This window comes from Klebsiella sp. LY (assembly GCF_004010915.1).
Taxonomy (GTDB): Bacteria; Pseudomonadota; Gammaproteobacteria; order Enterobacterales; family Enterobacteriaceae; genus Klebsiella; species Klebsiella quasipneumoniae.
Genome location: NZ_CP022444.1, coordinates 1,422,828 through 1,437,882 on the forward strand (window position 1 = coordinate 1,422,828; position 15,055 = coordinate 1,437,882).

The following is a 15,055-nucleotide window of genomic DNA, read 5'->3' on the forward strand; positions in this document are numbered from 1 at the left end:
CTTTTCATTCACCTGATGGTTTCAGTATATCAAGGATCGTTGCTAACTGCTGCCGTTAAGGCTTATCCAGGGAAATATCGGATAGGGCTTTTTTGAACCGGTAACTGCACATCCTGATGCTGGCTTGTGATGACTCATCCCCCTCTGCAACTGGAATCCGGATCGCGCCGCGCGCCTTCATCAGTTTCCCTCGCCTGCCCATCTCCGTTATCATGTCTCATCCATGTGATAACGACGAAAACAACAAAATCGCAGCCATTTCAAATCAGGGATCTGGATAACACCCCATGAGCACAATTGACAATCTCGACGCCCACACGCCGATGATGCAGCAGTATTTCAAGCTGAAGGCGCAACATCCTGACATTCTGCTGTTTTACCGGATGGGGGATTTTTACGAGCTGTTTTATGACGATGCGAAACGCGCGTCGCAGCTGCTCGATATCTCGCTGACCAAACGCGGCGCCTCCGCGGGCGAACCCATTCCCATGGCCGGCATCCCCCACCACGCGGTGGAAAACTATCTTGCGAAACTGGTTAATCAGGGCGAGTCGGTAGCTATTTGCGAGCAGATAGGCGACCCGGCCACCACCAAAGGGCCGGTCGAGCGTAAAGTGGTGCGTATCGTCACGCCGGGCACCATCAGCGATGAAGCGCTGCTGCAGGAGCGTCAGGACAACCTGCTGGCCGCCATCTGGCAGGACAGCAAAGGCTTTGGCTACGCGACGCTGGACATCAGCTCCGGCCGCTTCCGCCTGAGCGAACCGGCCGACCGCGAAACCATGGCGGCAGAACTGCAGCGCACTAATCCGGCGGAGCTGCTGTATGCGGAAGATTTTGCCGAATCGTCGCTGATCGAAGGCCGCCGCGGCCTGCGCCGTCGCCCGCTGTGGGAATTTGAAATCGACACCGCGCGCCAGCAGCTTAACCTGCAGTTCGGCACCCGCGATCTGGTCGGCTTCGGCGTGGAAAACGCCCCCCGCGGCCTGTGCGCCGCCGGCTGCCTGCTGCAGTATGTCAAAGACACCCAGCGCACCTCGCTGCCGCATATTCGCTCCATCACCATGGAGCGCCAGCAGGACAGCATCATTATGGATGCCGCCACCCGCCGTAACCTCGAGATCACCCAGAATCTCGCCGGCGGCACCGATAACACTCTGGCCTCGGTACTCGACTGTACGGTGACGCCGATGGGAAGCCGGATGCTCAAGCGCTGGCTGCATATGCCGGTCCGCGATACCGCCGTGCTGGTGGAGCGCCAGCAGACCATCGGCGCGCTGCAGGAGCGCTATACCGAGCTGCAGCCGGTGCTGCGCCAGGTTGGCGATCTGGAACGTATTCTGGCGCGTCTGGCGCTGCGTACCGCCCGTCCACGCGATTTAGCCCGCATGCGTCATGCCCTGCAGCAGTTGCCCCTGCTGCGCGAGCAGCTGGCTGACGTTGACAGTCAGCCGGTGCAAAAATTGCGCGAAAAAATGGGCGAGTTTAGCGAACTGCGCGAACTGCTGGAGCGCGCGGTGATCGACGCCCCGCCGGTGCTGGTCCGCGACGGCGGGGTCATCGCTCCAGGCTATAGCGAAGAGCTGGACGAGTGGCGGGCGCTGGCCGATGGCGCCACCGATTATCTCGATAAGCTGGAGATCCGCGAGCGCGAGCGGCTGGGCCTCGACACCCTGAAGGTCGGCTACAACGCCGTCCACGGCTACTACATCCAGATCAGCCGCGGCCAGAGCCACCTCGCGCCGATCCACTACGTGCGACGCCAGACGCTGAAAAACGCCGAACGCTATATTATTCCTGAGCTGAAGGAATACGAAGATAAGGTGCTGACCTCCAAGGGCAAGGCGCTGGCGCTGGAAAAACAGCTTTATGACGAACTGTTCGACCTGCTGCTGCCGCACCTTGCCGACCTGCAAACCAGCGCCAGCGCGCTGGCCGAGCTGGACGTGCTGGTCAACCTGGCGGAACGCGCGGAAACCCTGAACTACTGCTGCCCGACCTTTAGCGATAAGCCGGGCATTCGCATCAGCGAAGGCCGCCATCCGGTGGTCGAGCAGGTGCTGAAAGAGCCGTTTATCGCCAACCCGCTGCAGCTGGCGCCGCAGCGGCGGATGCTGATCATCACCGGGCCGAACATGGGCGGTAAAAGTACCTATATGCGCCAGACCGCGCTGATTGCGCTGCTGGCCTATATCGGCAGCTACGTCCCGGCGCAGAAGGTGGAGATAGGCCCCATCGATCGCATCTTTACCCGCGTCGGCGCGGCGGATGACCTGGCCAGCGGCCGCTCGACCTTTATGGTGGAGATGACTGAAACCGCCAATATCCTGCACAACGCCACCGAACACAGCCTGGTGCTGATGGATGAGATTGGCCGCGGCACGTCCACCTACGACGGTCTGTCGCTGGCATGGGCCTGTGCGGAAAATCTCGCCAACAAAATCAAGGCGCTGACGCTGTTCGCCACCCACTACTTCGAGCTCACTCAGCTGCCGGAGAAAATGGAAGGCGTCGCCAACGTCCATCTCGACGCGCTGGAGCATGGCGACACCATCGCCTTTATGCACAGCGTGCAGGATGGCGCGGCCAGCAAGAGCTACGGCCTGGCGGTCGCCGCGCTGGCCGGGGTGCCGAAAGAGGTGATCAAGCGCGCGCGGCAGAAACTGCGCGAGCTGGAGAGTATCTCGCCCAACGCGGCGGCGACCCAGGTCGACGGCACGCAGATGTCGCTGCTCGCCGCTCCGGAAGAGACCTCGCCTGCGGTTGAGGCGCTGGAGAATCTTGATCCGGACTCCCTGACCCCGCGTCAGGCGCTGGAGTGGATTTATCGTCTGAAAAGTCTGGTCTAGCACCCCAATCGCCCTTTTAAGGTCAAAAACGGCAGCGCCGCTCCGCGCTGCCGTTTTAACAAACTAAAAATGGGTGCAAGAGGATGCGTCCTGACAACCAATACGCGGGGTTGCCCCCGCGCGGATGCTACTTCTTCGATTCGTAAGCGAGAACAGCTTTAAACTCAATACTACGCTCTTTAATACTCAGCTCGCATAGCGAGCTGTGCACCAACAGCGTAAATCCCAGTACCGTAATACACAGTACGATGATTGCCACAAGGGCATATTTTGTCAGCATATCTTGCCTCCCTGCAAAGAAGAGACTAACATCTGAATTGTCTATGTTCATTCGCTAGCCTCAGTTGATAGAAATATCTCCTGGGGCTTTCGTCTGTCTGGGGTCCTGGTCTTGCTCAAGGCCAGACAGCCTCAAGCACCCGCCGCTATTCTATACTCGTCAGGGCGTGAAATTTATCTGCAAGGAATTAATCAGACGGATTTTATAATAATCTGGAAGCAGGCTCGCAAAGTCATCCCACGCTATTATCCCTTTACACCATTTCTGGATTTAATGAATAAAATAACTTTTATCATTCTGCGAAATATAAAAAAACCGACTGAGAGATTATCCCAGTCGGCGTATTTGTCGCAGGCAGTTTGCGCACTGCCCAGTTTTAATATGGCCGGTAAAATAGCCCAAATGAAATAGGCCCTTAGCGGGCCCTTTTCATTAACGCTTATCTTCCGGCAATAGCGGCGGTACGTGCGGCACCTGCGGCGCCTCATCAATATCTTTCTGCGTCATCCTGAACGCTTCAGGATAGTGCTCGCGGCTGGTGCGGCGCAGCGGCTCGGTATCCCGCCAGGTATAAAGGCAGTGCTGGCACTGATACACAGTCCAGACCCCTTTCACCGGTGATTTTGCCATGACGTCAATCTTTTCATCGGCGCAACGTGGACAAATCATCTTCTTCTCCTTATTTACGGTTGGCCAGCATGGCGGTCAGTTTTTCAGCCCAGGCTTTGGTTTCCGGCAGATCCTGCACCGGCTGGCTGTAGTGGCCGCGTAGGTCCGGCGCAACCGGGGTGGTGGCGTCGATAATGAGTTTGTCGGTGATGCCCGCTGGGCTGGAGCCTGGGTCAAGTTCAAGGACCGACATGTTCGGCAACTGCACCAGGTCTCCCGCCGGGTTAACCTTAGAGGAGAGCGCCCACATCACCTGCGGCAGATTGAACGGGTCGACGTCTTCATCAACCATAATCACCATCTTCACATAGCCGAGGCCGTGGGGAGTGGTCATCGCCCGCAGTCCCACCGCGCGGGCAAAGCCGCCGTAGCGTTTTTTGGTGGAGATGATCGCCAGCAGACCGTGGGTGTACATGGCGTTGACCGCCTGCACTTCCGGAAACTCTGCCTTCAGCTGCTGATACAGCGGCACGCAGGTGGCCGGGCCCATCAGATAGTCGATTTCGGTCCATGGCATACCGAGATAGAGCGATTCAAAAATCGGTTTGCTGCGATACGAGACTTTGTCGATGCGCACTACCGTCATGTTACGACCGCCGGAGTAGTGGCCGGTAAACTCACCGAACGGCCCCTCTATCTCACGCTTGCGGCCTTCAATCACCCCTTCGAGGATCACTTCCGAACCCCAGGGCACGTCAAAGCCGGTCAGCGGCGCGGTGGCGATGGGATATGGGCTCTCGCGCAGCGCGCCGGCCATTTCATATTCTGACTGATCGTATTTCAGCGGCGTGGCGCCCATCAGGGTGATAATCGGGTCGTTACCGAGGGTAATGGCGATCGGCAGGTCTTTCCCGCGCTCTTCCGCCTTATGCAGATGCAGGGCGATATCGTGCATCGGCACCGGCTGCAGGCCGAGCTTGCGCTTGCCTTTCACTTCCATACGGTAGATACCGACGTTTTGCTTACCGAAGTTGTCAGGGTCAAGCGGATCGCGCGAAACGACACAGGCTTTGTCGAGGTAGAACCCGCCATCGCCATCGTTGAGGCGGAACAGCGGCAGAATATCGAACAGGTTGATATCGTCGCCATCCACGGTGTTTTCCGCCCATGCCGGGTTGGCGCGGCGCTCTGGCGTCACCGGGAAGTTATCCCAACGGCGGATGAATTCATCAATCTGCTTTTTCACCGGCGTGTTGGGCGGCAGGCCCAGCGAGATGGCATGGTTCTGCCACGAGCCGATGGTGTTCATCGTCACCCGGGCGTCGGTAAAGCCGCGAATATTATCGAACCACAGCGCCGGGGCGCCGTCGCCGATGCGTCCGGTGGCATTGGCTGCCGCCGCCAGGTCTGGCTCAGCGTTCACCTCCTCACTGATTTTCAGCAGTTGTCCCTGGTCATCCAGCGCCTGCAAAAAGCTGCGCAAATCATCAAAAGCCATTATTCGATCTCCTGTGCAAATTGTTCTGCCGTACGCAAGCCGTTCCAGCGGCGCGCCTTGTGGTAGTCGAGGCCAAACTGATCCAACACCCGGGTCACAATATGGTTGGTGATATCGTCAACCGTTTCCGGGTGGTTGTAGTAAGCCGGCATCGGCGGCACCATCGCCACGCCCATCCGGGACAGCGCCAGCATGTTCTCCAGATGGATCGTGCTGAGCGGCATTTCCCGCGGGACCAGCACCAGCTTGCGCCCCTCTTTAAGCACCACGTCCGCCGCGCGGCCCACCAGCCCTTCGGCATAGCCCGCGCGAATGCCCGCCAGCGTCTTCATACTGCAGGGAATAACGATCATGCCGTCGGTGCGAAATGAACCTGATGAGATGGTGGCGGCCTGGTCGGCCGGGCTGTGGGAAAAGTCCGCCAACGCGGCCACTTCCCGTGCCGTCCACGGCGTTTCCAGCTCGATGGTGGTTTTGGCCCATTTCGACATCACCAGATGGGTTTCCACCTCCGGCATATCGCGCAGCGCCTGCAGCAATGCCACCCCAAGCGGAGCCCCGGTGGCCCCCGTCATCCCAATAATCAGTTTCATTCCACACCTCATTCATTTTGTTCGTATACGAACTTTGTACTTAAATTACCCCCTCCTGAGCCAAATGACAAGATCGTTCGCATACGTGCGCATTTTTAATCAAACAGGGAAAAGGTATAAAAAGGCGTACAAACGGCTATCATAGAGGTGACAGTTTTGTTACGGAGTATTCATGGAGTTACGAAACGAAGCATTCCACCTGCTGCGCCAGCTTTTTCAACAACATACCGCCCGCTGGCAGCAGGCGTTACCGGACCTGACTAAGCCTCAGTATGCGGTGATGCGCTCGGTTGCCGAGCAGCCGGGGATCGAACAGGTGGTGCTGATTGAAGCGGCGGTCAGTACTAAGGCCACGCTGGCGGAGATGCTCAGCCGGATGGAAGCGCGCGGCCTGGTGCGCCGGGAGCACGATCCGGCCGATAAACGCCGCCGTTTTGTCTTTCTGACCGACGAAGGCGAGGCGCTGCTTAACCGTTCCATTCCGCAAGGCAATGAGGTCGATGACGAGTTTCTCGGCCGCCTGAGCGATGATGAACGCGAGCAGTTCTCCCGGCTGGTGCGTAAGATGATGGTTCCCTGAGCAAGCGCCTAGTCGAGCTGCTCACGCAGAAAGTCGATAAACGCCCGCACCCGGGTCGGCATATGCTGCGCATCGGGATAAAGGGCATACACGCCCTGCGGCGGGAAATGGTATTCCGGCAGGACAGCCACCAGCTCCCGCTGCGCCAGTTTCCCGGCCACCAGCCAGGCAGGCAGCAAAGCGACGCCGCATCCGGCCAGAGCAAAGCTCATCAGCGCCGTGGCGCTGTCGGCTGAAAACCGTGGCGCGTTGACTATCGTAAAATCCACCTCTGCCTGTTCATCCGTTCGCAGCTGCCAGCGCAGCGGCGCCGGCAGACGCTCGTGAATAATCCAGTCAGCTTGCGCCAGATCGGACAGCGTCTGCAGCGGATGGCTTGCCAGCCAGGCCGGTGAGGCGACGGGCAGGATCGCAAAACTGGCAATCCGCGTCGCCCGGTAGCGGGAATCGGCCAACGTGCCGAGGCGTATCGCCACGTCAAATCGTTCGGAGATAAGATCCGCATGATGGGAGGACGAGACGTGCCGCACCCGTAACGCCGGATGATGACGGGAAAACGCCGCCAGCGCCGGGATGATAACCTGTGCGCCATACTCCGGCGTGGTGGTGATCCGCAGCTCTCCGCTTAAACCGCTATGGCTGGCCCGAACCTCATCCTGCAGATTTTCCGCCGCTTTCAGCAGCGCCACCCCACGCTGATAGAACAGCGCCCCGGCGTCAGTGAGCCGCAGACGGCGCGTCGAACGCAGCAGCAGGGTCACCCCCAGCTCATTTTCCAGTTGCCTTACGTTAAAGCTGACCACCGCTTTGGTCTGCCCCAGCGCCGCGGCGGCCTGGGTGAAGCTGCCGGCGTCCACCACGGCGATAAACATGGTCACGCGCTGAAGGTTTAGCATCGTCGTCCGGATGATTGTCAAAAATATTCAGACAGTATATCCCGATTCACCCCGTTTATCCCCCGTGGCGCCGGGTTTACAGTAGCCGCCTGTCTGAGGGAGTGAATCATGACCTATCGCCACCGCGTTGCCACCGTTTTTCTGTTCGGCTTTTTTCTCGACTTAATCAATATGTTTATCGCCAGCATCGCCTTCCCGGCTATCAGCCACGCGCTGGCGGTATCCGTCTCGCAGCTGGCGTGGGTCAGCAATGCCTATATTCTTGGCCTGACGGTCGTCGTGCCGTTCAGCGCCTGGCTCAGCCAGCGCTGTGGACCAAAACGGCTGTTTTTACTCTCGCTGGGGCTGTTCAGCCTCGGCGCGCTGGCATCAGGGCTGGCCCACAGCCTGGGTGCGCTGATTTTCTGGCGGACGTTGCAGGGGATGGGCGGCGGGTTGCTAATCCCCCTCGGTCAGGCGCTGACCTGGCCGCTGTTTCAGCCGCAGGAGCGGGCGAAGCTATCGGCGGCGGTGATGCTGGTCGGCCTGCTGGCGCCCGCCTGCTCGCCGGCGATCGGCGGTCTGCTAGTCCAGGCCTTCAGCTGGCGCTGGGTCTTTTTCGCCAGCCTGCCTGTCGCCCTGCTTACCTTTATGCTGGCGGCGCGATGGCTGAACGACACCTCCGCCCCTGTCCGGCCGGCCCGCTTGCTCCCGCTGTCGTTGCTGGCCGATCCTCTCCTGCGCTTCGCCATGCTTATTTATCTCTGCGTACCGGGAATGTTTATTGGCGTCAACGTCGTGGGAATGTTCTACCTGCAACGCGTCACCGGGATGGCGCCGGGGGCCATTGGCGCCCTGATGGTGCCCTGGTCGCTGGCCTCGTTTGTCGCCATCACCTTTACCGGCAGGTATTTCAACCGCTTCGGACCGCGGCCTCTGGTGATAGTCGGCTGCCTGCTTCAGGCGGCAGGGATCCTGCTGCTGCTGCAGGTCGATGCGCACAGCCCGCTGGCGCTGTTGATTCTGGCCTTTACGCTGATGGGCGGCGGAGGCAGCTTATGCAGCAGCACCGCGCAAAGCAGCGCTTTCCTGCATACGCCTGGCGAAGAGATGCCTGACGCCAGCGCGCTGTGGAACCTTAACCGCCAGCTCAGCTTCTTTGCCGGCAGCGCGCTGCTCGCTCTGCTACTGAGGATATTCCCGCCGGCCTACGCCTGGCAAGGCGCGTTTAGCTGCGCCGCCGCCATAACCCTGTTGCCGCTGCTGTGTTGCCTGCGGCTGAATAATCGGGCGATTATCCATCGCCTGCACACCACTCTGGAGAAGTCATGAACCCGTATCTGCAGGAAGTCCTCGACGCCCATGTCCTTATCGAACGCTGGTTAAGCCAGGGGGAAGGGAGCGCTGAGGCGCTGATGAGCCGTTTTGCCGCCGAATTCACTATGATCCCTCTGAGCGGCGAGAAGATGGACTACCCGACGGTGAGCCGTTTTTTCCACCAGGCGGGCGCAAGCCGTCCGGGATTACACATCGTGGTGGATCAGACGAAAATCATCAGCGAGTGGCACGACGGCGCCGCCGTGCTATACCGTGAACGCCAAACGCTGGCGGATGGCAGTGAGAACGTACGCTGGTCGACGGCGATTTTTCAGCAAGCGGAAGGGAAAATTGTCTGGCGCCATCTGCAGGAAACCCGCCGCGGCTAGCGCAAAGAAAAAGGCCCCGACTTTCGAGGGGGCCTTTTTGAGAGAAAAGATCTTATTCGCGGAAGAGCGCTTCGATATTCAGTCCTTGCCCCTGCAGAATTTCCCGCAGACGACGCAGACCTTCCACCTGGATCTGACGCACACGCTCGCGGGTGAGGCCAATTTCACGGCCCACATCTTCCAGGGTGGCGGCTTCATAACCCAGCAGACCGAAACGACGCGCCAGAACCTCACGCTGCTTGGCGTTCAGTTCGAACAGCCATTTAACGATGCTTTGTTTCATATCATCGTCCTGCGTGGTGTCTTCCGGGCCGTTCTCTTTCTCATCGGCCAGAATATCCAGCAGCGCTTTTTCTGAATCGCCACCCAGCGGGGTATCCACCGAGGTGATGCGCTCGTTCAGACGCAGCATACGGCTGACGTCATCGACCGGTTTGTCCAGCTGTTCGGCAATCTCTTCCGCGCTCGGCTCGTGATCCAGCTTATGGGACAACTCGCGCGCGGTACGCAGATAGACGTTCAGCTCTTTGACAATGTGGATCGGCAAACGGATCGTACGGGTTTGGTTCATGATCGCCCGTTCAATGGTCTGGCGGATCCACCAGGTCGCATAGGTCGAAAAACGGAACCCACGTTCCGGGTCAAACTTCTCAACGGCGCGGATCAGGCCGAGGTTACCTTCTTCAATCAGATCCAGCAGCGCCAGACCACGATTGCTGTAACGACGGGCAATCTTCACCACCAGACGCAGGTTGCTTTCAATCATGCGACGGCGTGAAGCGACATCACCACGCAGTGCGCGACGCGCGAAATAGACTTCCTCTTCCGCGGTCAGCAGTGGGGAATAACCAATCTCTCCAAGATAAAGCTGAGTGGCGTCAAGCACGCGTTGCGTTGCGCCTTGCGACAGCAGCTCTTCCTCAGCCAGATCGCTATCACTGGGTTCCTCTTCTACTAAGGCCTTCTCGTCGAAAACCTCAATTCCGTTCTCATCAAATTCCGCGTCTTCATTTAAATCATGAACTTTCAGCGTATTCTGACTCATAAAGGTGGCTCCTACCCGTGATCCCTGAGCAAAGCACCTTCCACGGTGCATCAACAAAAGACGCCAGGACGATTTCCCCTACTCCTCTCTGCGAGAGGCGCATAGACACCGCCCTGGCGCCTGTTAGCTAATGCTTCGCTTATCCGTACTTTGCCAAATTATCGCTGCGGTAAGTACTGCAGCGGGTTGACGGATTTCCCCTTGTAACGAATTTCAAAATGTAATCTTGTTGAGCTGGTTCCGGTGCTACCCATGGTAGCAATTTTCTGCCCCGCTTTGACTTCCTGTTGCTCCCGAACCAGCATGGTATCGTTATGAGCGTAGGCACTCAGGTAATCATCGTTGTGTTTGATGATAATAAGATTACCGTAGCCGCGCAGTGCGTTACCGGCATAGACGACGCGCCCATCGGCGGTCGCGACAATAGCCTGTCCCTTACTGCCTGCAATGTCGATACCTTTATTGCCGCCTTCCGCGCCACTAAAGTTCTCGATAACTTTGCCATCAGTCGGCCAGCGCCATGATGAGATCGGCGAACTGGTTGACGTACTGCTTGCAGTCGGCTGGGTTGTGCTCACCGTTGTTGGTGCCGTCACCGGCGCGACGACCGTCGAGGTCGTGGTCGCTGGTTTATTATTAGGCAACATCTTGGTAGCACTTTGTTCACCTGAGGATTCAGAATACGTAATAGTCGGTTGTGAAGCAACCACCGCGGTCGATTTTTGTGCAGAAGTTGTGGTGGCCGTCGCACCGCCGCTCGCCCTTGCGCTGGCCTGAGAAACGGCATTTTCACCGGTGATCGGCTGGCCTGAAGCGTTGCCGACCTGCAGCACCTGGCCGACGTTCAGGGCGTACGGGGCCGGGACATTGTTGCGTTGCGCCAGGTCACGGAAATCGTTGCCGGTGACCCAGGCGATATAGAACAGCGTGTCGCCGCGTTTGACCGTATAGGTACTGCCGCCGGTATAGCTACCTTTCGGAATATCGCCATATTTGCGGTTATAAACGATCTTGCCATTCACCGTCTGCACCGGCTCCTGCGCCATTGGCTGCGGCTGAATGGTCTGGGTCTGTACCGGCTGGATCGGCTGCGCCTGAGGAGCAGACTTGACGCCGGAGGATGGCGGCGTAATCAACATGCCGGAGTTGGTGCTGGAAGAGGCGGCACCGCCGGCAGAGCTGACCGGCGCAGGCGGATTATTGGTGTTGGTACATCCGGCCAGCCAGAATGAAACCAGTGAAAGAGCCGCAATACGGCTGACGGTAAATTTGGTGCTTCCCGCGCTCATTTATCCCCCAGGAATATGTTAACTGCCAATATCTTGCTTACCGGGCGACGCCCGGCCAGGACACTGAAAAATGTGTCCACCCTACGCCTAAAGTCAGGCAAAAAAAACCTGGAATAATCCGGGTCTCAGGCCAGCTCCCCTTTCACCAGGGGAACAAAGCGAACGGCCTCGACGGTATCAATGATAAATTCGTTGCCCCGGCGACGGATCCGTTTGAGAAACTGATGCTCCTCGCCAACCGGCAGTACCAGCACGCCGTCGTCATCCAGCTGCGCCAGCAGCGCGGTCGGTATTTCCGGCGGCGCCGCCGTCACAATAATGGCATCAAACGGCGCCCGCGCCTGCCAACCTTGCCACCCATCGCCATGACGGGTTGAAACATTATGTAAATCAAGTTGTTTCAGGCGACGACGCGCCTGCCACTGTAAACTCTTAATTCGCTCTACCGAGCAAACGTGATGCACCAGATGCGCCAGGATGGCCGTCTGGTAACCGGAACCGGTGCCGATCTCCAGCACCCGCGACTCCGGCGTCAACGTCAGCAGCTCGGTCATCCGCGCCACCATGTACGGCTGGGAGATGGTTTGCCCCTGGCCAATCGGCAGCGCGGTGTTTTCCCACGCTTTATGTTCAAAGGCTTCATCAACAAACTTTTCGCGCGGGACGCGCGCGAGCGCCTCGAGGACACGTTCATCGACGATGCCCTGCGTGCGCAGTTGATTCAACAAACTTTCAACACGTTTACTTACCATTGCCTGTCAACCCCGACACGTTCCAGCCAATCGGTGACCACCTCATGCGCCTGATGGGCGGTTAAATCGACGTGCAATGGCGTAACGGAAACATAGCCTTCATCCACTGCCGCAAAATCGGTGCCCGGCCCGGCGTCGCGCTTATCGCCCGGCGGGCCTATCCAGTACAGGGTATTGCCGCGCGGATCCTTTTGCGGGATCACCTGATCGGCAGGATGGCGGTTGCCGCAGCGGGTCACGCGGATGCCTTTGATCTGGTCAAGGGGCAGGTCCGGGACATTGACGTTGAGGATCCGCCCGGTGCGCAGCGGTTCACGGCTGAGTCCGCGCAGGAGAGTACAGGTCACCGCCGCGGCGGTGTCGTAGTGTTGATAGCCATTGAGCGACACGGCCAGCGCGGGGAACCCCAGATGGCGGCCTTCCATCGCCGCCGCCACGGTGCCGGAGTAAATGACGTCATCGCCCAGGTTGGGCCCGGCGTTGATTCCGGAAACGACGATGTCCGGACGCGGGCGCATCAGCGCGTTCACACCAAGGTAGACGCAGTCCGTCGGCGTCCCCATCTGGACGGCGATATCGCCATTTTCATAGGTAAAGGTGCGCAATGACGATTCCAGCGTCAGCGAATTCGAAGCCCCGCTGCGGTTACGATCGGGTGCAACCACCTGGACCTCGGCAAACTCCCTTAAGGCCTTCGCCAGGGTCTGTATCCCCGGCGCATGGATCCCGTCATCGTTACTCAGCAATATTCGCATAGTCACCCGTTGTATTGATAAGCTCCCTGACCACGCTGGTGGCGAAGCTGCCCGCCGGCAGCCAGAAACGCAGTTCAACGGTTACATCATCCCACCAGTTCCAGCTCAACTGCTGCGGATAGAGGAGCATCGCCCGGCGCGCCGCCTCGACTTTCTCCCGCACCAACAGTGTCTGCAGCGAGGTTTCCTCGGCGATGGCGGCCTGCTCGGCGGCCAGGGCGTCGCGCTGGCTTCCCCAGTCGCCGCTGCCCGGTAGCGCAGCCGTGATCATCAGTTCGCGGTTGTGCACCCGCGCCTGCGAAACCTCGAGTTCTTCCGGTGTGACGACAAACCAGCTCCCACGCCCCGCTAATTGTAGCGCATCGCCATCAACAACCTGATTAAATTCCGTTTTTTTTAATCTAATACTGACTTGCTGATTAAACAACGCGCTGCGGGCCGCCGACAACCAAAAACTGCGCTTATTGCGATCGCGCACCGGCGCACCGCTCTCCGCCCAGCGCAGCGCGCCCTGCAGGTTACTGCCGCCAATGCCGAAGCGCTGAGCGCCGAAATAGTTCGGCACGCCCCGTTCAGCGATGGCCTGCAGACGCGTCTCCACTTCCTGGCGATCGCTAATCTCGCGCAGAATCAGGGTAAACTGGTTGCCCTTCAGCGCGCCTAATCGCAGCTTACGCTTATGGCGGGCATATTCCAGTACCTGGCAGCCCTCAAGCTGAAATTTGCTCAGATCCGGCATCTCTTTGCCAGGCACCCGAGCGCACAGCCACTGCTCGGTGACGGCGTGCTTATCTTTTTGCCCGGCGAAGCTCACTTCACGGGCATGGATTTTGAGGAATTTCGCCAGCGCGTCGGCGACAAAGCGCGTATTGCAGCCGTTTTTAAGGATCCGCACCAGCACGTGCTCGCCTTCGCCGTCCGGGGCAAAGCCCAGGTCTTCCACTACCAGAAAATCTTCCGGATTGGCTTTCAGCAGCCCGCTGCTCTGCGGCTTGCCGTGCAGCCAGGTCAGTTGGTCAAAGGCGATCATTTGTCGGCCTTACGCAGCAGCGCGACCGCTTCGCAGGCGATCCCTTCCCCGCGGCCGGTGAAGCCCAGCTTCTCGGTGGTGGTCGCTTTCACGTTGACGTCGTCCATATGGCAGCCGAGATCTTCAGCGATAAAGACACGCATTTGCGGGATATGCGGCAGCATTTTCGGTGCCTGGGCGATAATGGTGACGTCGACGTTGCCGAGCGTATAGCCTTTGGCCTGAATGCGGCGCCACGCTTCGCGCAGCAGTTCGCGGCTGTCGGCGCCTTTAAACGCCGGATCGGTATCCGGGAACAGCTTGCCAATATCGCCGAGCGCCGCGGCGCCCAGCAGCGCGTCGGTCAGCGCATGCAGCGCGACGTCGCCGTCGGAATGGGCCAGCAGCCCTTTTTCATAAGGAATGCGTACCCCGCCAATGATGATTGGGCCTTCACCGCCAAAAGCGTGTACGTCAAAACCATGTCCAATTCGCATTAAGCTTTCTCCTGGTGTCGGGAACGGGTGAGGTAAAATTCCGCCAGCGCCAGATCTTCCGGGCGCGTCACTTTAATATTATCAGCGCGTCCGGCGACCAGCTGCGGATGGAAGCCGCAATACTCCAGCGCCGAGGCTTCATCGGTGATGGTGGCCCCCTCGTTCAGCGCCCGGGTGAGGCAATCCACCAGCAGCTCGCGAGGGAAAAATTGCGGGGTGAGCGCGTGCCACAGGTCATTACGATCGACGGTATGGGCGACGGCGGTTTTGCCCGGCTCGGCGCGCTTCATGGTGTCGCGCACCGGGGCCGCGAGGATCCCGCCGACGCGGCTGGTTTCACAGAGTGCCAGCAGGCGGCTGAGGTCATCCTGATGCAGGCAGGGGCGCGCGGCGTCATGCACCAGCACCCACTGCGCTTCCGGTAACGCCTGCAGGCCGGCGAGTACCGAATCGGCGCGCTCGGCGCCGCCATCCACGACGGTAATTTGCGGGTGCTGGGCCAGCGGCAGCTGGCTGAAGCGCCGATCGCCGGGGCTGACGGCAATCACCACGCGCTGGACGCGCGGATCCGCCAGCAGCGCGGCGACCGCGTGTTCGAGAATCGTTTTGTTACCGATTGAGAGATATTGTTTCGGGCATTCCGTTTGCATGCGGCGGCCGAAACCGGCTGCCGGCACCACGGCGCAAATGCCCGGAAAAGTGGCTGCCATGTCGTAAT

16 protein-coding genes are annotated in these 15,055 nt (G+C 59.2%); 4 read left to right on the top strand and 12 right to left on the bottom strand.

Annotated elements, in window-relative coordinates; genetic code table 11:
* The first annotated feature begins 287 nt into the window (after positions 1-287).
* Complete coding sequence (gene mutS, locus CE636_RS09730) at positions 288-2,849, top strand: DNA mismatch repair protein MutS (RefSeq protein ID WP_017899171.1); 2,562 nt, start codon at positions 288-290, stop codon at positions 2,847-2,849.
* A 127-nt stretch (positions 2,850-2,976) separates the two neighbouring features.
* Here the strand turns inward: mutS and CE636_RS09735 are convergent, their stop codons facing one another.
* The 4 genes from CE636_RS09735 to CE636_RS09755 all read right to left on the bottom strand — a co-directional run bounded on the left by CE636_RS09735 (position 2,977) and on the right by CE636_RS09755 (position 5,829).
* Complete coding sequence (locus CE636_RS09735) at positions 2,977-3,129, bottom strand: Hok/Gef family protein (protein WP_025999150.1); 153 nt, start codon at positions 3,127-3,129, stop codon at positions 2,977-2,979.
* Positions 3,130-3,561: 432 nt separating this feature from the next.
* Positions 3,562-3,798 carry a non-oxidative hydroxyarylic acid decarboxylases subunit D gene (locus CE636_RS09745; protein WP_017899174.1) on the bottom strand — a complete coding sequence of 79 codons (237 nt, stop codon included), beginning with the start codon at positions 3,796-3,798 and terminating at the stop codon, positions 3,562-3,564.
* 10 nt (positions 3,799-3,808) lie between these two features.
* Complete coding sequence (locus CE636_RS09750; RefSeq protein ID WP_017899175.1) at positions 3,809-5,236, bottom strand: non-oxidative hydroxyarylic acid decarboxylases subunit C; 1,428 nt, start codon at positions 5,234-5,236, stop codon at positions 3,809-3,811.
* On the bottom strand, positions 5,236-5,829 hold the full coding sequence (locus CE636_RS09755) for a non-oxidative hydroxyarylic acid decarboxylases subunit B (RefSeq protein WP_002915099.1): 594 nt from the start codon (positions 5,827-5,829) through the stop codon (positions 5,236-5,238). The genes CE636_RS09750 and CE636_RS09755 overlap by 1 nt, the downstream gene beginning before the upstream one ends.
* 172 nt (positions 5,830-6,001) lie before the next feature.
* Here CE636_RS09755 and CE636_RS09760 point away from each other — a divergent pair, with 172 nt between their 5' ends.
* Positions 6,002-6,409 carry a MarR family winged helix-turn-helix transcriptional regulator gene (locus tag CE636_RS09760; protein WP_004205611.1) on the top strand — a complete coding sequence of 136 codons (408 nt, stop codon included), beginning with the start codon at positions 6,002-6,004 and terminating at the stop codon, positions 6,407-6,409.
* A gap of 8 nt (positions 6,410-6,417) precedes the next feature.
* Here CE636_RS09760 and CE636_RS09765 read toward each other — a convergent pair whose 3' ends face one another.
* Entirely contained in the window at positions 6,418-7,305 is an 888-nt protein-coding gene (locus CE636_RS09765) for a LysR family transcriptional regulator (RefSeq protein WP_017899176.1), read from the bottom strand.
* Between the two features lie 108 nt (positions 7,306-7,413).
* Here CE636_RS09765 and CE636_RS09770 point away from each other — a divergent pair, with 108 nt between their 5' ends.
* Positions 7,414-8,616: an MFS transporter gene (locus tag CE636_RS09770; RefSeq protein WP_004205608.1), complete on the top strand. Its 1,203-nt coding sequence runs from the start codon at positions 7,414-7,416 to the stop codon at positions 8,614-8,616.
* Entirely contained in the window at positions 8,613-8,990 is a 378-nt protein-coding gene (locus CE636_RS09775; RefSeq protein WP_017899177.1) for a hypothetical protein, read from the top strand. The genes CE636_RS09770 and CE636_RS09775 overlap by 4 nt, the downstream gene beginning before the upstream one ends.
* A 52-nt stretch (positions 8,991-9,042) precedes the next feature.
* On the opposite strand, the gene rpoS is transcribed toward CE636_RS09775, so the two are convergent.
* The 7 genes from rpoS to ispD form a co-directional block, all read right to left on the bottom strand.
* A complete protein-coding gene (gene rpoS, locus CE636_RS09780; protein ID WP_002915106.1) occupies positions 9,043-10,035 on the bottom strand; it encodes an RNA polymerase sigma factor RpoS in 993 nt (330 codons plus the stop codon).
* Between the two features lie 158 nt (positions 10,036-10,193).
* On the bottom strand, positions 10,194-11,324 hold the full coding sequence (nlpD, locus tag CE636_RS09785) for a murein hydrolase activator NlpD (protein ID WP_017899178.1): 1,131 nt from the start codon (positions 11,322-11,324) through the stop codon (positions 10,194-10,196).
* A gap of 125 nt (positions 11,325-11,449) precedes the next feature.
* On the bottom strand, positions 11,450-12,076 hold the full coding sequence (locus tag CE636_RS09790; protein WP_017899179.1) for a protein-L-isoaspartate(D-aspartate) O-methyltransferase: 627 nt from the start codon (positions 12,074-12,076) through the stop codon (positions 11,450-11,452).
* Positions 12,070-12,831 (bottom strand): 5'/3'-nucleotidase SurE, encoded by a 762-nt coding sequence (gene surE / locus CE636_RS09795; protein ID WP_004205600.1) that lies wholly within the window; start codon positions 12,829-12,831, stop codon positions 12,070-12,072. The genes CE636_RS09790 and surE overlap by 7 nt, the downstream gene beginning before the upstream one ends.
* Positions 12,812-13,861, bottom strand: coding sequence for a tRNA pseudouridine(13) synthase TruD (truD, locus tag CE636_RS09800; RefSeq protein WP_004205599.1), 1,050 nt, complete (start codon positions 13,859-13,861; stop codon positions 12,812-12,814). Before truD ends, surE begins: the two co-directional genes overlap by 20 nt.
* On the bottom strand, positions 13,858-14,337 hold the full coding sequence (gene ispF / locus CE636_RS09805; RefSeq protein WP_004181093.1) for a 2-C-methyl-D-erythritol 2,4-cyclodiphosphate synthase: 480 nt from the start codon (positions 14,335-14,337) through the stop codon (positions 13,858-13,860). The genes truD and ispF overlap by 4 nt, the downstream gene beginning before the upstream one ends.
* A complete protein-coding gene (ispD, locus tag CE636_RS09810; protein ID WP_017899180.1) occupies positions 14,337-15,047 on the bottom strand; it encodes a 2-C-methyl-D-erythritol 4-phosphate cytidylyltransferase in 711 nt (236 codons plus the stop codon). Before ispD ends, ispF begins: the two co-directional genes overlap by 1 nt.
* Positions 15,048-15,055: the final 8 nt, after the last annotated feature.